Origin of the sequence: Ferrovibrio terrae (assembly GCF_943372915.1) — a bacterium.
Classification (GTDB): Bacteria; Pseudomonadota; Alphaproteobacteria; order Ferrovibrionales; family Ferrovibrionaceae; genus Ferrovibrio; species Ferrovibrio terrae_A.
The window spans coordinates 186,689-204,255 of the sequence record NZ_CALSAN010000002.1 but is presented as its reverse complement, the minus strand read 5'-3'; the positions used below and the strand labels follow the sequence as shown (position 1 = coordinate 204,255).

Genomic DNA, 17,567 nt, shown 5'->3' with positions numbered 1-17,567 from the left:
AGAGACTGAGATGCGCGTTTACTACGACCGCGATGCGGACCTGAACCTGATCAAGGGCAAGAAGGTTGTCATCGTTGGCTATGGCAGCCAGGGCCATGCCCATGCGATGAACCTGAAGGACAGCGGCGTGAAGAATATCGCCGTTGCGCTGCGCAAGGGTTCGGCCGGCACCAAGAAGGCCGAAGAAGCCGGCTTCAAGGTGATGACCCCCACCGAGGCCGCCAAGTGGGCCGATGTGGTGATGGTGCTGACCCCCGATGAGGGCCAGTCCGACCTGTGGACCAACGACCTGCGCGACAACATGAAGGAAGGCGCAGCCCTTGCCTTCGCGCATGGCCTGAACATCCACTTCAACCTGATCGAGCCGCGCAAGGATCTTGACGTCTTCATGATCGCGCCGAAGGGTCCGGGCCATACCGTGCGTTCGGAATACCTGAAGGGCGGCGGCGTGCCGTCGCTGGTTGCCGTGCACCAGAATGCCTCGGGCAACGCGCTGGAAATCGCGCTCAGCTATGCCTCGGCCAATGGCGGCGGCAAGGCCGGCATCATCGAGACCACCTTCCAGGAAGAATGCGAAACCGATCTGTTCGGCGAGCAGGTCGTGCTCTGCGGCGGCCTGGTCGAGCTGATCAAGGCCGGCTACGAGACGCTGGTGGAAGCCGGCTACGCCCCGGAAATGGCCTATTTCGAGTGCCTGCATGAAGTGAAGCTGATCGTAGACCTGATCTACGAAGGCGGTATCGCCAACATGAACTACTCGATCTCGAACACGGCCGAATACGGTGAATACGTTACCGGTCCGCGCATCGTGACCGCCGAGACCAAGGCCGAGATGAAGCGCGTGCTGGAAGACATCCAGTCCGGCCGTTTCACCCGCAACTGGATGCTGGAAAACAAGGTCAACCAGACCTCGTTCAAGGCAACCCGTGCCAAGCTGGCCCAGCATCCGATCGAGGAAGTGGGCGCCAAGCTGCGCGCCATGATGCCCTGGATCGCCAAGAACAAGCTGGTCGACAAGGCCCGCTCGAACTAAACCGCTTCCATACGGAAGACCAGGCGGCCGCCGGAGCAATCCGGCGGCCGTTTGCATTTGTGCCGGCCGTCACAGCCTATCGGATTGAAAGTTTCCATGGAAATGATATTGATTTCCATGGAAATTACAAACGGAGGCGACAATGGCTGTGTCACGACGTGGATTCATCCGGGTTATCGGCGGTGCCGCGATCGGTGCGGCAGCCCTGGGCGGCGGGCTGCACAGTTGCGACGGCATGCCCGCATCGGCGGTGGCGCCCTGGCGCGGGCCCCTGACAACTGAAACCGACCCGCGCCGGCGCGCGCTGGCCTGGGCGCTGCTGGCGCCCAATCCGCACAATATGCAGCCTTGGCTGGTCGACCTGCGCCGCGAGGGCGAAATCCTGCTTTATGTCGATGCCACGCGGCTGCTGCCGGAAACCGATCCATTCGCGCGCCAGATCGTGATCGGCCATGGCACGTTTCTCGAACTGCTGGCGCTGGCCGCCAATGCCGATGGCCATGCCTGCAGCATCGATTATTTTCCCGATGGTGAGCCGGCTGCGGACGCTATGGATCACAGGCCGCTGGCCCGTATCCGCCTGAGCCGCGGCAATGCCGTGGCTGATCCGCTGTTTGCGCAGATTCCGCACCGGCGTTCAACCAAGGAGCCATATGAGGCGCAGGCTCTGACCGGTGATCATCTGCGCGGCCTACAGGGTGCACATCAGTCGGCGAACGCGGCGCTGATCATCAGCAACGCGCCCGAGCTTGCCGCCCGTTTGCGCAGTCTGACCGAGCGCGCCATGCTGACCGAGCTGGAAACCCCACGCACGCTGCGCGAAAGCATCGAGCGCACTCGTATCGGTGCCGATGCCATCGCCGCCCAGCCGGACGGCATCGACCTGCATGGGCCGCTGTTCTGGTGGCTGTCGAAGCTCGGCCTGATGACCGCAGAAAAGGCCATGATCCCGGGGACCATGGCCTATCAGGGTGGCATCGACTATGCGCTCGGCTGGGCGCGGGCCACACCGGCTTTCGGCTGGCTGGTGACCACCGGCAATGACCGCATCAGTCAGATCGAGGCTGGCCGCGCCTATGTGCGCCTCAATCTCAAGGCGACAGAGCTGGGTGTTGCCATGCATCCGGTCAGCCAGTTGCTGCAGGAATATCCTGAAATGGCGGCACTGCAGCAGGATTTCCGAATGGCGATTGGTGCCGCGGCCGGACAGACGGTGCAAATGCTGTTCCGGCTTGGCTATAGTGCAGCCGTGCCGCCATCGCCACGTCGGCCGCTGGATGCCCTCTTGATGAGTTGAGATGCCTCGATCCGTTTCAAAGGATGCTGCACCCGCCGGTTCGCCGCCCAGCGCCGTTGCTGGCCCGGACCGGCGCTTTCGCATCGTCAACTGGATCGGGATCATCGATCAGCTGGCCACCACCAAGGCCAATCGCGTGTTGCGCGACCATGATCTGCCGATGCCGCAGTTCATCATGCTGAACCATTTCAGCCACCGGCCGGAGGAGGGCAAGACCGCGGCCGGCATTGCGCGCGCCATGCAGCAATTGCCGCCGGCGGTGACCAAGACGACCCAGAAGCTGGTCGCCAAGGGTTACCTGCGGGAGGTGGCCAGCCCGCAGGATGCGCGCTCCAAGCTGCTGTTCGTCACGGCGCGCGGCCGGGCCGCCCATGGTCGCGCCATCGCTGCCGTGCTGCCGATCCTGGCACCTGCCTTCGCTGACTGGCCGGAAGCGGATCTGGAGCAGTTCTGGCGCTATCTCGATCGCTTGAAAATCTGGTTCGACGAAAACCGCTAACCGCACACCTGCAAATATTGCGCGCGCAGCATGCGATGATATGCGCGCCGCCTGCGGTCACCCGAAAGAACGATGGTGCCTGACGTCCTGGCCTCATAGCATCAGGCGGCACTCTGGCTTGAGGGCATCATGCGTCTGTCGTCGCTGTTGTTGGGGCTGTTGCTGCTTCTGGGTCTGGCGTCGCCGTCAGTCTCTGCGAACGAGGCGCGCGGGCAATGCCAGGCGCCTGTCGGCCGCGATTTTCCTGCGGCGCCGCAGGAGGTCGGCGCCCTGGCTGGCCCGCTGCTGAAGATCAACGAAGCGCTTGATGCCGGGAAGTATGATTTCCGCAGTCTGCTGGTTGTCCGCAACTGCAAGCTCATCTTCGAGCGCTACAAAGACGGCATTGGTCGCGACCACAATCATACGATTTATTCCGTCACCAAATCCTTTGCCGCGACCCTGGTAGGCGCATTGCTGCATGCGGGTAAGCTCAAATCGATCGACGCGCCCATATCCACCCTTCTGGAAAAACCTCCCAGCCTGACGGACGAGGCATGGGCAGCCAACAACCGCATCACGCTGCGCAACGTGATGCAGATGTCATCGGGTCTGGAATATTTCCATGACCCCGCGAATAACCCGATATATCGCCTGAAATCCGACCGCCTTGCTGTCGCGCTGGCAACAAAGGCCGTGGCCGAGCCGGGTACAAAATACAATTACTCCGATGGCGATGCCTCGGTGACCGGTGCGATGATTGCGGCGGCATCGGGAAAGGATCTCTACAACACGGCCAAGGAACTGCTGTTCGTGCCGCTGGAGATGGTGAACCACGATTGGTGGTTCATGGATCTGGCCGGACGCTATCCCGGCGGCTGGGGCTTGCGCCTGCGGCCGATGGACATGGCCAAACTCGGCCAGTTGTATCTGCAGGGCTGTAACTGGAACGGCCAGCAGATATGCGATCGCTCCTATGTTGCGATGGCCTGGACGGCGGGCCCGAGCAAATACTATGGCTTGCATTGGTGGATCGGCCGGACGGCGACGGGCCTCGACTATTTCTATGCCAGCGGCGTGAAGGGGCAACGCATCTTCGTTCTGCCGGCTCTGGGGATCGTCGCCGCCATTACCTCGATCACGCCGCACAACGAGATGCGCGGGATCGAGGCCATGATGTTTGCGGCCATTGCCGAGGCCCCGGCTGACGCCGGACCACCGGACGAGGCGGTGTTGGCCCAACTGGCCAAGGTGCAGAAGACCGGGTTTACCGGGCGGAACCGCAGCCTGGCCATCGAAGACCAGGATTATCCGCGTCCACCCCGGTGAAGGGCTGACGAGGCCGATATGGCGGGGTTGCGCCAATTTCACCGTGATTTCAGGGGATTAGAGGAATAGGGTTGTAAGTCTGGTCCATTCACCCCTTTTTAAGCCCGGTATTGCAGAGTAGCCATGCAAGTGCCTGAACCTCTTTGATTTTTCGGCCTTTGCGGCGACCCCGCCGGAGCGTGTAGACTATGGTTAAAGCACGGAAACCACGGCAAGATTCCGGCATAACCGCTTCGGTCGAGGCGGCGGTGCGGGCGAGAGGGATTTAACATGACGACAGCGGCGAGCAGCAGCGCGCGCGAGCGCGTCATCATCTTCGACACCACACTGCGCGACGGCGAGCAGTCGCCCGGCGCCTCGATGAACCTTGAGGAAAAACTGAAGATCGCCGCCGTGCTCGAAGGCATGGGCGTCGATGTGATCGAGGCCGGTTTCCCGATTGCATCGAATGGCGACTTCGAAGCTGTCAACGAAATCGCCAAGCGCGTGACCAACTCCACGGTCTGCGGTCTGAGCCGTGCCGGCAAGAAAGATATCGATCGCGCCTGGGAAGCCTTGAAGCCGGCCAAGCACGCCCGCATCCACACCTTCATCTCCACATCGCCGCTGCATATGAAGTTCAAATTGCAGATGGAACCCGATGCCGTGCATCAGGCGGTGATCGACAGTGTCAGCCATGCGCGCAACCTGTGCGACGATGTCGAGTGGAGCTGCGAGGACGGCACGCGCTCGGATCGCGAGTTCCTCTGCCGCGTGATCGAGAGCGCGATCAAGGCCGGCGCCACCACGATCAACGTGCCGGATACGGTGGGCTACACCGTGCCGGAAGAATACACGGCGCTGATGCGCTATCTGATCGAAAACATCCCGAACAGCGATAAAGCCAGGTTTTCCGCGCATTGCCACAATGATCTCGGCCTCGCGGTGGCCAACTCTCTCGCTGCCGTGATGGGTGGTGCGCGCCAGGTGGAATGCACGATCAACGGCTTGGGCGAGCGCGCAGGCAATGCGGCGCTGGAAGAGATCGTGATGGCGCTGCGCACGCGCCCCGATGCGATGCAATTCGAAACCGGAATCAAAACCACCGATATCATGAAGGCCTCGCGCCTGGTGTCCGCCGTCACCGGTTTCGTGGTGCAGCCGAACAAGGCCATCGTCGGCGCCAATGCCTTTGCGCATGAAAGCGGTATCCATCAGGACGGCATGCTGAAGCATGCTGGCACCTACGAGATCATGACGCCGGAATCGGTTGGCCTGAATCGCTCGACCCTGGTGATGGGCAAACATTCCGGCCGCCATGCCTTCCGCAAGAAGCTGGAAGAACTCGGCTTCAATCTGGCCGAGAACCAGTTGAACGATGCCTTCGGCCGCTTCAAGGATCTGGCCGACCGCAAGAAGGAGGTCTTTGACGAAGACCTCGTTGCGCTGGTCGATGACACGGTCGCGCATGACAGCCACCGCATCCGTTTCGTTTCCCTGCAGGTGATTGCCGGCTCGAAGGAGCCGCAGAGTGCCGAACTCGAGCTGGAAATCGATGGCGCGGTCAGATCGGTGAAGGCGACCGGCAACGGCCCGGTCGATTCGATTTTCAACGCGATCAAGGCCCTGTTCCCGCATACCGTCAATCTGCAGCTGTACCAGGTCCATGCCGTGACCCAGGGCACCGATGCCCAGGCCGAGGTGACCGTGCGGCTGGAAGAGGGCGGCAAAACAGTCAATGGTCAGGCGTCCGATGCCGACACGCTGGTGGCGAGTTGCCGGGCTTATATTCACGCACTCAACAAGCTCCTGGTGAAGCGGGAAAAGACCGCACCGGCAGCCATGAGCGCGTGATTTTTCATGGCCGGCGCAGACCGGAAAATATGGGGGCTGGGGGTTGCGCTGCTCCGGCATCCGAGGCGATAACGGCGCGATTTTACGCTGGTGAGGGTTTTTCTCGATGTTTTCGCGTTTGATGGGTTTTATGTCGGCCGATATGGCCATCGACCTGGGCACGGCCAATACGCTGGTTTATGTCAAAGGTCGCGGCATCGTCCTGAACGAACCGTCGGTCGTCGCCATCGCCAATAACCGCGGCAAGAAGCAGGTTCTGGCCGTCGGCGACGAGGCCAAGCAGATGCTGGGCCGCACGCCGGGCAATATCGAGGCCATTCGTCCGCTGCGCGACGGCGTCATCGCCGATTTCGAAGTGGCGGAAGAGATGATCAAGCATTTCATCCGCAAGGTGCACAACCGGCGCAGCTTCGCTTCGCCGCAGGTCATCATCTGCGTGCCGTCGGGTTCCACTGCGGTCGAGCGCCGCGCCATCATGGATTCGGCTGAATCGGCCGGTTCGCGCCGCGTGTTCCTGATCGAGGAGCCGATGGCTGCCGCAATCGGTGCCGGCCTGCCGGTCACCGAGCCGACCGGCTCGATGGTGGTCGATATCGGCGGTGGCACCACCGAGGTGGCCGTGCTGTCGCTTGGCGGCATCGTCTATTCGCGCAGCGTGCGCGTCGGCGGCGACAAGATGGACGAAGCCATCATCGCCTATATCCGCCGCAACCATAACCTGCTGGTGGGCGAGGCCTCGGCCGAGCGCATCAAGAAGCAGATCGGCTCGGCCGCGCCGCCGGAAGACGGCAACGGCCTGTCGATGGAAATCAAGGGCCGCGATCTGATGAACGGCGTACCGAAGGAACTGGTGATCAACCAGCGCCAGATCGCCGAAAGCCTGGCCGAACCGGTCGGCGCCATCGTCGAGGCCGTGAAGGTCGCGCTCGAACACACCGCGCCGGAACTGGCTGCCGATATCGTCGACAAGGGCATCGTGCTCACCGGCGGCGGTGCGCTGCTCGGCAATCTCGACCTCGTGCTGCGCCATGCCACCGGCCTGCCAGTCTCGATCGCCGACGAACCGCTCAGCTGCGTGGCGCTGGGCACCGGCCGCGCGCTGGAAGAAATGAAGACGCTGAAGCACGTGCTGTACAACCCGCCCTACTAAGGGCGACTGAGACCGGAAGAGGGCTGACGGGGGCTCATGGCAAGACGGACCGGACGCAGTGCCTGGATTGCAGCGCCGATACGCGCGCTGCTGCAGCGCTTTGCGTTCCTGCTGCTGCTGGCCGCCGCCGTCGGCCTCATCCTGGTCAGCCGCATCGATCGCCCGGCGGTCGAGCGCACGCGGGCCCTGGTCGCCGATGTGGTCGAACCGGTGCTGACAGCCGTGGCGCAACCGGTCGGCGTGATCAACGCGGCGATCGGCTGGGTCGACGATATCCTGTTCGTGCATGAAGAAAACTTCCGCCTGCGCACCGAGAATGCGCGCCTGCTGCAATGGCAGGAAGTGGCGCGCCGGCTGGAGCAGGACAATGCCAGCCTGCGTCGGCTGCTCGCTGCCGGCCCCGATCTCACCAACACCTTCGTCACCGGCCGGGTGATTGCCGATGGCGGCGGTTCGTTTGTGCGGACGGCATTGCTCAACATCGGCGCCAAGGATGGCGTGCGCAAAGGCCAGGCGGTGATCGGCGAGGGCGGGTATGTCGGCCGCGTTGCCGAGGTCGGCTATCGTGCCGCCCGCATCCTGCTGCTGACCGACCTGAATTCGCGCCTGCCGGTGATGCTGCAGGAGGGCGGCCACCGCGCCGTGCTGACCGGCGACAACTCGCCTTTCCCGCGGCTGGAATATCTCACCGGTGCGGCCAAGCCGGCGATCGGCATGCATGTGGTCACCTCGGGCGATGGCGGCCAGTTCCCCGCCGGGATCCCGGTTGCCGAGATTGTCTCCACCGATGGCGGCGTGCGGGTGCGCCCGCTGGTCGATCTCGGCCGGCTCGATTTCCTGCGCGTGATGCAGTTCGACGAAACCCGCATCGATGCGGAAGACCCGTCGGCTGTATTGCCGCCGCTGCTGCCGCAGACCCAGGCATCGGTCCAGTCTCCGGCCCCGTCTTCGGCAGCGCCCTCGGCGTCCGCTCCGGCGCCGAAGCCAAGGCCCTGAGGAAGTCGCGGAATGTCCGCGCTGCTCCGCCAGACCAGTCGCCGCATCCGCGCCCTGCTGCCGATCCTCAGCAGCATTGCCTTGGTGATGTTCGGCCTGCTGCCGATCGGCCTGCCGCATTTCGACAGTGTCGGGCCGGCCTTCGCCCTGATGGCGGTGTTTTACTGGAGCATCTTCCGCTCGGATCTGATGACCATGGTGGGTGCCTTCCTGATCGGGCTGCTGCTCGATCTGCTCTCGGCCGGCCCGCTCGGCCTGAATGCGCTGGCGCTGGTGCTGGTGCATGAACTGGGCATGGCGCAGCGCAAGGTGTTTCTCGGCTCGTCCTTCCTGATGAACTGGGCGGCCTTTGCCCTGGTGCTTGGCGCCGTGCTGCCGGCCGGCTGGGTGATCGTCTCGCTGCTGCACTGGCGGCTGCAGCCGACCGTGCCGCTGGTGGCGCAACTGCTGCTGTCGCTGACGCTTTATCCGGCCGTCTACTGGGCCCTGAGCAAGCTTGAGCGTCGCTGGCTGCGTGCTTCGGTGGCCGTCTGATGGCGATCAATCGCCGCGACAACGATCTGCAGCGGGTGTTTACCCGCCGCGCGCTGCTGCTGGGCACGGCGCAGCTCGGCCTGTTCGGCGCCCTGATCGGCCGGCTTTATTACCTGCAGGTGATGGAATCCGACAAATACACGCTGCTGGCCGAGGAAAACCGCATCAACATGCGGCTGCTGTCGCCGCGGCGCGGTCGCGTGCTTGATCGCTTCGGCACCGAACTGGCCTCGAACCGGCGCAACTACCGCGTCACGATTGTGGCCGAACAGACCCGTAACGTTGATGCCACCCTGGAAGCCTTGTCGAAGCTGATCCAGGTCGACGACACCCAGCGCGCCCGTGTGAAGCGCGAGATCGAGCGGCGGCGCAAATTCGTGCCCGTCGTGGTGGCCGAGAACCTGTCCTGGGACGATTTCGCCAAGGTCAACCTGCATTCGCCGGATCTGCCCGGCGTGCAGCTCGATGTCGGCGAGACCCGCGACTATCCCTATGCTGGCACCTTCAGCCATGTCGTCGGCTATGTCGGCGCGGTATCGGAAACCGAGATTGGCGATGATCCATTGCTCGAACTGCCGGGCTTCCGCATCGGCAAGAGCGGCGTCGAGAAGGTCTATGACGAACGGCTGCGTGGGCGCGCCGGTCACAGCCAGATCGAGGTCAATGCCTATGGCCGCGCCATCCGCGAGCTGGAACGCCATAACGGCGTGCCGGGCGAGGATATCGTGCTCACCATCGATGCCGACCTGCAGCGTTTCGCGCAGGAGCGTTTTGGCGAGGAGAGCGGCGCCGGCGTGGTGATGGACATCCATACCGGCGACATTCTCGCGCTGGTCTCCAATCCGGGCTACGACCCCAACTGGTTCAATGTCGGCATCACCGGGCCGCAATGGCGCCAGCTCAATGGCGACAAATACAAGCCGCTGATCAACAAGGCGATCCAGGGCCAGTATCCGCCGGGCTCGACTTTCAAGATGCTGGTCGGCCTGGCTGCGCTGGAAGCCGGTACGATGACGCCCGATACGCGCGTGTTCTGCCCCGGGCATATGGACTTCGGCAACAACACCTTCCATTGCTGGAAGAAGGGCGGCCACGGCACCATGAACATGGCCTCGGCGATCGAGGAAAGCTGCGACGTCTATTTCTACGAGGCGGCGCGGCGCACCGGTGTCGACAAGGTGGCCGAGATGGCCAAGCGGCTGGGCCTGGGCGAATTCACTGGTATCGATCTCACCGGGGAGCGCCGCGGCCTGATCCCCACCCGGGCCTGGAAGCAGGCCGTGCTGGGACAGCCGTGGGCGCAGGGCGAGAATCTGGTGATCGGTATCGGCCAGGGCTATGTCACCTCCACGCCGCTGCAGCTGGCGGTGATGACGGCGCGCCTGGCCAATGGCGGCTATGCCGTGCAGCCGCGTATCGTGCGCAGGGACGATGCGCTGGGTCCGACCACCGACCCGCGGCTGGCGCCGCAGCGCTGGCCCCATATCGGATTGAAGCGCGAACAGCTTGATCTCGCGCTGGAAGGCATGATCCGTGTGACCACGCCGCCGCGCGGCACGGCATCCGGCGCCCGCATCACGCTGGCACAGTATGCCATGGCGGGCAAGACCGGTTCCAGCCAGGTGCGACGTATCAGCCGGCTGGAGCGCGAAACCCGCGTGCGCAAGAATGAGGAAAAGCCGTGGGAGGAGCGCGATCACGCGCTGTTCGTCGCCTATGCGCCGATCAGTGCGCCGCGCTATGCCTGTGCGGTGATTGTCGAGCATGGTGGTTCCGGTGCCAAGATGGCGGCACCGATTGCCCGCGATATCATGCTGGAAGTGCAGAAACTCGACCCCTCGCGCAAACCGCGCACGGCGCCGGGCCCGACCACCGCGGCAGGTCCCGTCGCGCCGAAGGATGGGGGCTGAGATGGCGCATTGGTCCAGTCGCGGTAACGATCTGTCGTTCGGGCGCAAGCTGCGCGATGTCAACTGGGGCCTGGTGTTGCTGATCACCCTGATCGCCTGCATCGGCTTCTCGGCGCTGTATTCGGCGGCTGGTGGCGATATCGACCCCTGGGCAGACCGGCAGATGGCACGCTTCGCCATCGGCCTGGTGATCATGGTGATGATCGCGATCACCGACATCCGCATCTGGATGCGCTTCTCCTATGTCGTCTATGCGGTGGGCGTGGTGCTGCTGATCGCTGTGGATCTGGTCGGCCGTATCGGCATGGGCGCCCAGCGCTGGCTCGATCTGGGCGTGGTGCATGTGCAGCCATCGGAAATCATGAAGATCGCGCTGGTGCTGACGCTGGCGCGCTATTTCCATGGCCTGTCCTACGAGGATGTCGGCCGCATCCGCTGGCTGGTGGTTCCGCTCGCCATCGTGCTGGTGCCGGTCGGCCTGGTGATCAAGCAGCCCGACCTGGGCACCGCCATGTTGCTACTGGCCTCGTCCGGTGCGGTGTTCTTCTTTGCCGGCGTGCGGGCGTGGAAATTCCTGCTGGTGATCTTTGGCGGCGGCGCGGCCCTGCCGGTGGCGTGGAATTTCCTGCACGACTACCAGAAGCGCCGGGTGCTTACCTTCATGAATCCGGAGCAGGATCCGCTCGGTTCGGGCTATCACATTCTTCAGTCGAAGATTGCGCTGGGGTCTGGCGGCTTTTCCGGCAAGGGCTTCATGCAGGGCACGCAAAGCCATCTGAGCTTCCTGCCCGAGAAGCAGACCGATTTCATCTTCACCATGTATGCCGAAGAGCATGGCCTGATCGGTGCGCTGGTGTTGATCGCGCTTTACATCCTGCTGATCGCCTATGGCTATGCGATCGCGCTGCGGGCGCGCAGCCAGTTCGCCCGGCTGCTGGCCGGCGGCCTCACCACCATGCTGTTCCTCTATGTCTTCATCAACATCGCCATGGTGTCGGGTCTGGTGCCGGTGGTGGGCGTGCCGCTGCCGCTGGTGTCCTATGGCGGCACGGCGATGATGACCCTGCTGGTTGGCCTCGGCCTGCTGATCAACTGCTATGTGCACCGCGATGTGGAAATCCCGCGCCATATGAGCGGGCTGTGACCCATATTCGCCGCCGAATCGAGGCGATTTAAGCCCTTGAGCGGCCGCAGGAATTTCCTTGGGTTGAAGCGCTTGCAATTCCGGCGAATCCGGGTATTTTCCCCCAGCTTTCGACGACCCGTGGGCGCATAGCTCAGTTGGTAGAGCAGCTGACTCTTAATCAGCGGGTCCCAGGTTCGAGCCCTGGTGCGCCCACCAGTCCTTAGAACGCTAAGTGATTGCCCGGTCTTGTCAAAAGCCCAAAGGCCCCGGAAACCCCGGGGCCTTTTTGCTGCAGGCGTCCAAGTTCAGGACTTGGACGCGTCCAAGTCGGGCGCCTTTTTTGTTCTGGCTTCGGTGCCGGTGCGCACCCATAGATGCCGCCGATCGGCGCTGATCTGCACGTCCAGAATGACGTGATTGCTCTTGGCGCCGCGGTGCATTTCCCAGTCGGCTTCGATGCTGAAATATCCGGCGCGGCGCATGGCGCGCTGCTCGCGGCGTGCGGCCAGGATGCTTCGTGTTCGTGCCGTCACCTTCATGCCGGATCCTCGCGGCTTGCGCAGGCGGCCATATCCTGCGGGGCTATGCTGGCCGGCCAGATGAACGTGAAGCCGATGGCCTTCATCTGGTGAAAGGCGCCATCCGCGGTGATCAGAAGCGGCAGGGCTGTGCTGGCCTGGTAGAGCGTCTGGCCTTCGGTCAGCAGGCGTTCGCACAGCCATCCGGTTTTGGCCGTCAGCAGGATCACCGGTTCTTCTTCCGCGCCTTGGTTTTCCAGTTCCATGGCCAGCTGGCGCAGCGCATTGGCAAGGCGGCTCATGCCTTCCCTCCGATCGCTTCGGGTGCCTCGCGCTGCAGGTAGGTGGCCAGCTTTTCGCCGGCCTTGTCGGCAAAGCCGGCAGACAGATCGATGTAGTGTTTCAGAACATCGGTGACGCCTGCGCGGCTGTGGCCGCTCCAGCTGCAGATCTCGTCCAGGGTACATTCGGCCAGCGCCAGGCGCGTGATCGCGGTGTCGCGCAGATCCATGAACAGGGCCGATGGCAGGCCGGCGCCTTCGTCGCCTAGCAACGAGGGGCAGGATTTTGCCGCCTGGGCGCGGATCTCGCTGAACACATGGCGGAAGTGATCCTTGCTCCAGCCGGCTTTCGTGGTTTCGCAGATGATCAGCTGCGGTGCATCGGGGGCCAGGATCTGCGCGCGCGCAAGTGCGGCCGGCAGGCGATCGGAAATCTGCTGCAGGTTGGCCACGGGGATGCGCACCACGGCCTTGGTCTTGGACTGCGTGAAGCGCAGGTGGCTGGTGGTGTAGGCCATGCGCGGCACGGTCAGCACGTCGCCCTGGCGCTGGGTGGTGTACAGCGCCGTGATCACGGCATCGCCGATGCTGGGCAGGCCGGCGCGATCGGCCGCAGCGATAATGCTGGCAGTCTCCTGCTCGCTCCAGAAGCGCACGCGCGGCGTGGTTCCGGTCAGGCCCATATTGTTGCAGGGGTTGGTGTGCTTGCCGCGGATCTCGATCCGTTCGGCATGAGTGAACACGATCGAGAAAATCCGCATGCGCGCGTTGGCATAGTGGATATGGCCAGTATCCAGCAAGGCTTCATAATATTCTTCGATCATAAGGCTACCGATCTTCTTGGCAGACATATCGCCATACACGGCTTCGATCTTGGCCAGGTGGTTGGTGTAATCGCGCTTCGTGCTGGCGGCCAGCTTCGTGAAGTGGCGCGATGATTTGTAATTCGCAATCACGCTGGCTACCAGATCCGGGCGGCGGATCAGCGGTGCCAGCTGCTGCGCGTCTGGCTGCTGCGCCATCGCCGCGGATAGCGACGGCTTCACCGTGCCGGCGATGAAGCCATTTGCGATCGCGTTCAGCTGTTCGGCCTGGCGCGCGGCGTCGTTGAAATCATCCTGCAGGCGGCGTTCGGCCAGGCCCGCTTCGGCCAGCACCTGCGCCACGCTAAAACCGGCCGTGGCGATGGCGCGGATTTTCAGCTTGTCGGGCTGCCAGTAATGCCGGGCGGTGCCGTTGGCATTGGGCTTGGCGACAAGATAGGGGATCTGGAAACGGGCCATGGGATCCTCAGATGCGGCCGGCAGCCGCCTGCTGCTTCATTCTTTCGCGGGCGACGGCGGCCAAGTCAACCTCTGTCTCGGTGTCGTTCGCTGCCGGCACAGCCCCCGGAATGCTCTGGGCTGTCGGCGCGGCGGGCGGTTGGGGTTCACCATAAGCCCATGTCTCCACGGGCTTTCTGACCCACCACAGGCCCAGCACGGCTTCATTGCGCGGCCGGGGGAAGCCCGCGGCATACAGGGCTTCGCGGTTCTCGCGCACATACAGCCAGGCGCGAGACTTCCTGATGATCTTGGCCACTTCGCCGATCGGGATCAGTTCGTCATCGGGCTGCATGATGCATCCTCCCCAAAGAGATCGCCTGCGGCCTTCCTGCTGCGGATTGTGGCGGCGGCGTTGCGGCGGCGGTGTGCCTGGTCATAAAGGTTGTGGCACCGCTGGCACCATGCGCGCAGGTTTTCCGGATCGCAGTTCTCCGGCTGGTGATCAAGATGCGCAACGGTGATGATGATCTGCACGATGCGCAGGTGCATCGGCCTATGTCCGTCGCGGTAGCACCATGCCTCGGTGCCGCGTGCCGGCATGCGTCCGCTGCAGTCGATCGAGCCGGCGCTATACCAAAGGCCGTCTGCGTCCCTGCCACCCAGTGCAGCGTGCTTGACGCCGCATTTCTGGCAGCGCCACCGGGCACCATCCTTGATGGCCTGCGCGATCTGCGGCCAGTCAGCCGGATAGCGGCTGCGGTTCTCCGGCTTGATCGGCATTAGGGCTGCGCCTCGGTGAACTGTTCCCAGCGGATCAGCACGCCTTCAAATACGGCCAGGCCGGGGTGCGTCTTGTGCCAGAACGCCTTCATGTCCTGCCAGTCGCGGAAGCCATCTGACTGCGCAAACTGATCCAGGGCCTTGCTGCTCGCCCATGTGTCCAGGCTGCCATCGTTGGGGCTGGTGGTGATCACCTTGTTTGCTTCCAGCTGGATCTTGATCGCCATGGTCTGGAAACAGCGGGCCGTGCCGATCAGGGCGCAATGCTTTGTGCGCATGCCCTGATACAGCTGCAGGGTTTCGCCCGGCCGGGCATGGCGCGGGCGGGGCTTGCGGATCGTCTGCTGCTTGCGGCCGGTGATGATCGGCAGCGCGAATTGCTTGTTGAAGCTATAGGCGACCATGTGACCTCAGAGCGTTTTTGTGATGCCGGCGATCTCGTCGGCTGTCGGGATCTCCACTTTCAGCGCCAGGCGGGACTTCACCTGCCAGTAATGCCGGCCGGGAAACTCCTTGCTAGGCAGGCGTTCGGCATTGGCCAGTGCCAGCTTCCACGGGCCGGCCATGCCGGGTTCCATTTCCCGGTACACATCGCCCTGCAGCAGATCCTTCACCTCGCAGTCCTGCACGATCCCGTTGGGCATGCGGCGCTGAATGTAATGCAGGCCGGTGTTTGGCATGGCCTCGCGCTGGGCCTTGATTGCTGCGTGTGCGCGGCGGGTGTGGCGGTTCATGCTGCCTTGGCTCCCTGATGGCTCCAGACGTGGCGGATGAGGCTGCGACAGATAGCGAGTGCCGGCGTTGCGGCCGACAGGGCATAGATTTTCATGTCCATGTCGGTGGCGGCTGGTGTGATCGCTGCTGCATGGCGGTGCATCACCGGGGCATCCAGCAGGAGATTGCGTGGTGCTGGCGACCAGATCACCATTCGCCAGTCGGATCCGATCATCGCGTTTGACCAACGCATGGCGGCGGCCATATCCGTGCTGATGCGCGGCAGGGCGCACCAGACATTGCGGCCGTAATGGTGATCGAGGTAGCGCCAGCAATAGCCCTTGTCCTGCGCGCGCTTAACGCTGCTGCCAAGGGCCTCGATCATGTCGGCGTCCAGATCTCGGTTGCCGTAATCGGCGGCGAGCAGCACTTGATATAGGCGTTCGTATTGCTCAGTGGTGAGCATCGCCGCCATCCATCACCTGTTCACGCTCGGCCGGCGTCATGCGGGCAAAAGCCGGCTTCACCCAGCGCGTGCCACCCTCGGCGCTTTTCACCAGCGTGGCGCGGCCGGGGATCCGGCAGATCACCTGCACCACTTCGCCGTCGCGTGTCGTCGTCGTGTTGCGGTCACTTGACATGGGGGGCGCTCCCTTTGACGGCTTCGCTGCTGAGTCCGGTTCCGATCGCGGAACCGGTATCGGTGGCGGCCTGGCAGGAATGGTGCAGGATCTGGTGAACGTCGCCGGCCTGTTCTTCGATCTCGTTGGCGATCGCTTCCAGTGTGTCGGCGTCGCCCTGATCGATGGCCTCGCCGGAATTGATGAAGCGATCGAGCCCGGCGACAGTGCGCAGATCATCGCGGGCCGATAGCAGGCTGGCTTCGGCCTCGGCCAGCAACAGCTGGCGTTCGTCCAGTAGGCCACTGGTCAGCCGCCCGGCTTTGCCGGGAACCATAGCTGCGTCGATCGCGGCATCCAGATCGCGGCCGTTCATCACCGTGTTGTCCGGTACCGTGCCGGCGAAGATGCCGCCCTGGTCGATCGTGTTTAGATCGCGGCTCCGCAGATAGCGATATCGATCAGCATCGCAAAGGCGGTTTGCAATCTCGGCGGCGTTCTCGGGTGTGTCGGCTTCGCAGACGCAGAAGCCCATGGAAATGGCCCCGGTGGTCGGGTTGGTCTTGGGTGCGACAAAAACCGCTCTGCCATCGGCATAATAGGGCTGTCTGTCTTTGCTGCTCATGGCTTCCTTCCCTCTGTCACCAGATGCTTGTGCGTTTCGTAGTCAAAGGTCAGCGTGCCGGCTTCGAGTGCGTCGGCCTTCTTCTCCAGATCCGCCGCCACCTCGTTGTAATCGGCGGCCTCGGCAGCATCGCCAAGCTGGATGGCGGTGCGTTCATTGTCGCGGGCTCGTTTGGCCAGGCGGCGCGCGCCGATCACGGCAAGGTCTGTCATGGTCGGCGGTTTCTTTGGCGGCAGTGCGGGCGCGGCCGGCCGGCGCCTGTAGAGCATGCGCGTGGTCATGCCGCTTCCGATCCGGGCAGCGGTTTCAGATGCGCCAGATCCAGCACGATCGGCGCGGCGCTCCGGATCTGCGGCTGGGATCCGGCCACAGTCTCCACCAGCGCCACCAGCTGGTTGCGCACGGTGCGGTCCTGGATCCGCGCGAAAGCATGCTGCAGGCGGATGGCGCCGAAATTGCTGCTGCGATCGTCGCCGGTCACGGTCGCGCTCTCGAAGATCCGCGCGGCCGTGGTGCCGAACAGCGTGGCCATCTGCACGATGCGGCCGGCGCTGATGCGATTGGACCCGGTTTCGTATTTCTGGATCTGCTGATAGCTGATGCCGATGCGGTTGCCCGCTGCGGCCTGGGTGAAGCCGGCGCGCAAACGCTCCTGCTTCAATCGTTCACCGATCTGGCGGTCAATTTCACGGGGATCGGGAAGCGCGGCCGGGGCTGATGCGGCCGGAATGATTGTCATGGTGGCAAGCCTCCGTTCGGTTAGAACCGAGGCGAGCATTACAGCCGAAAGGGGTTAGTCGTCAACCCCAATCAGCTGTTTCATGTGAAACCTCTGCCCTTAAGGCGAGGGGTTTTCATCCGAACTGCTCTGGCTCTGGTATTCGGAGCTCGGTGCGCAGGCCGGAATGATTGCCATTGCAATTTGATCGCGTGAGGGCTGTGGCAACGGTGCGCTTTGCCCGCTGCCATCGTCAGTCGGCCACAAGGCAGCAATCTGTGAGGCTAGTCGAGACCATAGACCCGCTAAGCGGGCGTCATCCCTTACAAAATTGTGTGCCGGGTTATCACGGCTAAACCT

At 63.4% G+C, this 17,567-nt stretch carries 22 protein-coding genes and 1 tRNA gene; 11 read left to right on the top strand and 12 right to left on the bottom strand.

Going from position 1 to position 17,567, the window contains the following annotated elements; all coding sequences use genetic code 11:
- The first annotated feature begins 10 nt into the window (after positions 1 to 10).
- The 11 genes from ilvC to AAG821_RS02465 all read left to right on the top strand — a co-directional run bounded on the left by ilvC (position 11) and on the right by AAG821_RS02465 (position 11,902).
- A complete protein-coding gene (gene ilvC / locus AAG821_RS02515) occupies positions 11 to 1,033 on the top strand; it encodes a ketol-acid reductoisomerase (protein WP_341909596.1) in 1,023 nt (340 codons plus the stop codon).
- 142 nt (positions 1,034 to 1,175) lie between these two features.
- Complete coding sequence (locus AAG821_RS02510; RefSeq protein ID WP_341909598.1) at positions 1,176 to 2,330, top strand: hypothetical protein; 1,155 nt, start codon at positions 1,176 to 1,178, stop codon at positions 2,328 to 2,330.
- A gap of 1 nt (position 2,331) precedes the next feature.
- The gene (locus tag AAG821_RS02505) at positions 2,332 to 2,829 is read left to right on the top strand and encodes a MarR family transcriptional regulator (protein ID WP_341909600.1); all 498 of its coding nucleotides are present in this window, start codon (positions 2,332 to 2,334) and stop codon (positions 2,827 to 2,829) included.
- 129 nt (positions 2,830 to 2,958) lie between these two features.
- Positions 2,959 to 4,137: a serine hydrolase gene (locus tag AAG821_RS02500; protein WP_341909601.1), complete on the top strand. Its 1,179-nt coding sequence runs from the start codon at positions 2,959 to 2,961 to the stop codon at positions 4,135 to 4,137.
- Between the two features lie 270 nt (positions 4,138 to 4,407).
- A complete protein-coding gene (locus AAG821_RS02495; protein ID WP_341909603.1) occupies positions 4,408 to 5,970 on the top strand; it encodes a 2-isopropylmalate synthase in 1,563 nt (520 codons plus the stop codon).
- A 106-nt stretch (positions 5,971 to 6,076) separates the two neighbouring features.
- Positions 6,077 to 7,120: a rod shape-determining protein gene (locus AAG821_RS02490; RefSeq protein WP_144066920.1), complete on the top strand. Its 1,044-nt coding sequence runs from the start codon at positions 6,077 to 6,079 to the stop codon at positions 7,118 to 7,120.
- A 36-nt stretch (positions 7,121 to 7,156) separates the two neighbouring features.
- The gene (gene mreC / locus AAG821_RS02485) at positions 7,157 to 8,116 is read left to right on the top strand and encodes a rod shape-determining protein MreC (RefSeq protein WP_341909605.1); all 960 of its coding nucleotides are present in this window, start codon (positions 7,157 to 7,159) and stop codon (positions 8,114 to 8,116) included.
- A 12-nt stretch (positions 8,117 to 8,128) separates the two neighbouring features.
- Complete coding sequence (gene mreD / locus AAG821_RS02480) at positions 8,129 to 8,650, top strand: rod shape-determining protein MreD (RefSeq protein WP_341909607.1); 522 nt, start codon at positions 8,129 to 8,131, stop codon at positions 8,648 to 8,650.
- Positions 8,650 to 10,560 (top strand): penicillin-binding protein 2, encoded by a 1,911-nt coding sequence (mrdA, locus tag AAG821_RS02475; RefSeq protein ID WP_341909609.1) that lies wholly within the window; start codon positions 8,650 to 8,652, stop codon positions 10,558 to 10,560. Before mreD ends, mrdA begins: the two co-directional genes overlap by 1 nt.
- Before the next feature lies 1 nt (position 10,561).
- Complete coding sequence (gene rodA, locus AAG821_RS02470) at positions 10,562 to 11,704, top strand: rod shape-determining protein RodA (RefSeq protein ID WP_341909611.1); 1,143 nt, start codon at positions 10,562 to 10,564, stop codon at positions 11,702 to 11,704.
- 122 nt (positions 11,705 to 11,826) lie between these two features.
- A tRNA-Lys gene (locus AAG821_RS02465) sits at positions 11,827 to 11,902 on the top strand.
- Positions 11,903 to 11,991: 89 nt separating this feature from the next.
- Here AAG821_RS02465 and AAG821_RS02460 read toward each other — a convergent pair.
- Genes AAG821_RS02460 through AAG821_RS02405 form a run of 12 tightly spaced genes read right to left on the bottom strand, consistent with a single transcriptional unit; the run spans position 11,992 to position 17,228 of the window.
- Positions 11,992 to 12,225, bottom strand: coding sequence for a hypothetical protein (locus AAG821_RS02460; protein WP_341909613.1), 234 nt, complete (start codon positions 12,223 to 12,225; stop codon positions 11,992 to 11,994).
- Positions 12,222 to 12,506 carry a hypothetical protein gene (locus tag AAG821_RS02455; RefSeq protein ID WP_341909614.1) on the bottom strand — a complete coding sequence of 95 codons (285 nt, stop codon included), beginning with the start codon at positions 12,504 to 12,506 and terminating at the stop codon, positions 12,222 to 12,224. Before AAG821_RS02455 ends, AAG821_RS02460 begins: the two co-directional genes overlap by 4 nt.
- Entirely contained in the window at positions 12,503 to 13,768 is a 1,266-nt protein-coding gene (locus AAG821_RS02450) for a hypothetical protein (RefSeq protein ID WP_341909616.1), read from the bottom strand. The genes AAG821_RS02455 and AAG821_RS02450 overlap by 4 nt, the downstream gene beginning before the upstream one ends.
- A gap of 7 nt (positions 13,769 to 13,775) precedes the next feature.
- Positions 13,776 to 14,102 (bottom strand): hypothetical protein, encoded by a 327-nt coding sequence (locus AAG821_RS02445; RefSeq protein ID WP_341909618.1) that lies wholly within the window; start codon positions 14,100 to 14,102, stop codon positions 13,776 to 13,778.
- Positions 14,081 to 14,530: a hypothetical protein gene (locus AAG821_RS02440; protein ID WP_341909620.1), complete on the bottom strand. Its 450-nt coding sequence runs from the start codon at positions 14,528 to 14,530 to the stop codon at positions 14,081 to 14,083. The genes AAG821_RS02445 and AAG821_RS02440 overlap by 22 nt, the downstream gene beginning before the upstream one ends.
- Positions 14,530 to 14,934, bottom strand: a complete 405-nt coding sequence (locus AAG821_RS02435; RefSeq protein WP_341909622.1) for a hypothetical protein — start codon at positions 14,932 to 14,934, stop codon at positions 14,530 to 14,532. The genes AAG821_RS02440 and AAG821_RS02435 overlap by 1 nt, the downstream gene beginning before the upstream one ends.
- A 6-nt stretch (positions 14,935 to 14,940) precedes the next feature.
- On the bottom strand, positions 14,941 to 15,264 hold the full coding sequence (locus tag AAG821_RS02430) for a hypothetical protein (RefSeq protein ID WP_341909623.1): 324 nt from the start codon (positions 15,262 to 15,264) through the stop codon (positions 14,941 to 14,943).
- Entirely contained in the window at positions 15,261 to 15,710 is a 450-nt protein-coding gene (locus AAG821_RS02425; protein ID WP_341909625.1) for a hypothetical protein, read from the bottom strand. The genes AAG821_RS02430 and AAG821_RS02425 overlap by 4 nt, the downstream gene beginning before the upstream one ends.
- On the bottom strand, positions 15,697 to 15,885 hold the full coding sequence (locus AAG821_RS02420) for a hypothetical protein (protein ID WP_341909627.1): 189 nt from the start codon (positions 15,883 to 15,885) through the stop codon (positions 15,697 to 15,699). The genes AAG821_RS02425 and AAG821_RS02420 overlap by 14 nt, the downstream gene beginning before the upstream one ends.
- A complete protein-coding gene (locus AAG821_RS02415) occupies positions 15,875 to 16,489 on the bottom strand; it encodes a hypothetical protein (RefSeq protein WP_341909629.1) in 615 nt (204 codons plus the stop codon). Before AAG821_RS02415 ends, AAG821_RS02420 begins: the two co-directional genes overlap by 11 nt.
- Positions 16,486 to 16,770, bottom strand: coding sequence for a hypothetical protein (locus tag AAG821_RS02410; RefSeq protein WP_341909631.1), 285 nt, complete (start codon positions 16,768 to 16,770; stop codon positions 16,486 to 16,488). The genes AAG821_RS02415 and AAG821_RS02410 overlap by 4 nt, the downstream gene beginning before the upstream one ends.
- Complete coding sequence (locus AAG821_RS02405; protein ID WP_341909633.1) at positions 16,767 to 17,228, bottom strand: helix-turn-helix transcriptional regulator; 462 nt, start codon at positions 17,226 to 17,228, stop codon at positions 16,767 to 16,769. The genes AAG821_RS02410 and AAG821_RS02405 overlap by 4 nt, the downstream gene beginning before the upstream one ends.
- Positions 17,229 to 17,567 lie beyond the last annotated feature (339 nt).

Excerpts from the sequence above, each read along its gene's own strand:
- ilvC (WP_341909596.1), top strand. The coding sequence starts at position 11 with ATGCGCGTTTACTACGACCGCGATGCGGACCTGAACCTGATCAAGGGC.
- AAG821_RS02510 (WP_341909598.1), top strand. The coding sequence starts at position 1,176 with ATGGCTGTGTCACGACGTGGATTCATCCGGGTTATCGGCGGTGCCGCG.
- AAG821_RS02505 (WP_341909600.1), top strand. The coding sequence starts at position 2,332 with ATGCCTCGATCCGTTTCAAAGGATGCTGCACCCGCCGGTTCGCCGCCC.
- AAG821_RS02500 (WP_341909601.1), top strand. The coding sequence starts at position 2,959 with ATGCGTCTGTCGTCGCTGTTGTTGGGGCTGTTGCTGCTTCTGGGTCTG.
- AAG821_RS02495 (WP_341909603.1), top strand. The coding sequence starts at position 4,408 with ATGACGACAGCGGCGAGCAGCAGCGCGCGCGAGCGCGTCATCATCTTC.
- AAG821_RS02490 (WP_144066920.1), top strand. The coding sequence starts at position 6,077 with ATGTTTTCGCGTTTGATGGGTTTTATGTCGGCCGATATGGCCATCGAC.
- mreC (WP_341909605.1), top strand. The coding sequence starts at position 7,157 with ATGGCAAGACGGACCGGACGCAGTGCCTGGATTGCAGCGCCGATACGC.
- mreD (WP_341909607.1), top strand. The coding sequence starts at position 8,129 with ATGTCCGCGCTGCTCCGCCAGACCAGTCGCCGCATCCGCGCCCTGCTG.
- mrdA (WP_341909609.1), top strand. The coding sequence starts at position 8,650 with ATGGCGATCAATCGCCGCGACAACGATCTGCAGCGGGTGTTTACCCGC.
- rodA (WP_341909611.1), top strand. The coding sequence starts at position 10,562 with ATGGCGCATTGGTCCAGTCGCGGTAACGATCTGTCGTTCGGGCGCAAG.
- AAG821_RS02460 (WP_341909613.1), bottom strand. The coding sequence starts at position 12,225 with ATGAAGGTGACGGCACGAACACGAAGCATCCTGGCCGCACGCCGCGAG.
- AAG821_RS02455 (WP_341909614.1), bottom strand. The coding sequence starts at position 12,506 with ATGAGCCGCCTTGCCAATGCGCTGCGCCAGCTGGCCATGGAACTGGAA.
- AAG821_RS02450 (WP_341909616.1), bottom strand. The coding sequence starts at position 13,768 with ATGGCCCGTTTCCAGATCCCCTATCTTGTCGCCAAGCCCAATGCCAAC.
- AAG821_RS02445 (WP_341909618.1), bottom strand. The coding sequence starts at position 14,102 with ATGCAGCCCGATGACGAACTGATCCCGATCGGCGAAGTGGCCAAGATC.
- AAG821_RS02440 (WP_341909620.1), bottom strand. The coding sequence starts at position 14,530 with ATGCCGATCAAGCCGGAGAACCGCAGCCGCTATCCGGCTGACTGGCCG.
- AAG821_RS02435 (WP_341909622.1), bottom strand. The coding sequence starts at position 14,934 with ATGGTCGCCTATAGCTTCAACAAGCAATTCGCGCTGCCGATCATCACC.
- AAG821_RS02430 (WP_341909623.1), bottom strand. The coding sequence starts at position 15,264 with ATGAACCGCCACACCCGCCGCGCACACGCAGCAATCAAGGCCCAGCGC.
- AAG821_RS02425 (WP_341909625.1), bottom strand. The coding sequence starts at position 15,710 with ATGCTCACCACTGAGCAATACGAACGCCTATATCAAGTGCTGCTCGCC.
- AAG821_RS02420 (WP_341909627.1), bottom strand. The coding sequence starts at position 15,885 with ATGTCAAGTGACCGCAACACGACGACGACACGCGACGGCGAAGTGGTG.
- AAG821_RS02415 (WP_341909629.1), bottom strand. The coding sequence starts at position 16,489 with ATGAGCAGCAAAGACAGACAGCCCTATTATGCCGATGGCAGAGCGGTT.
- AAG821_RS02410 (WP_341909631.1), bottom strand. The coding sequence starts at position 16,770 with ATGACCACGCGCATGCTCTACAGGCGCCGGCCGGCCGCGCCCGCACTG.
- AAG821_RS02405 (WP_341909633.1), bottom strand. The coding sequence starts at position 17,228 with ATGACAATCATTCCGGCCGCATCAGCCCCGGCCGCGCTTCCCGATCCC.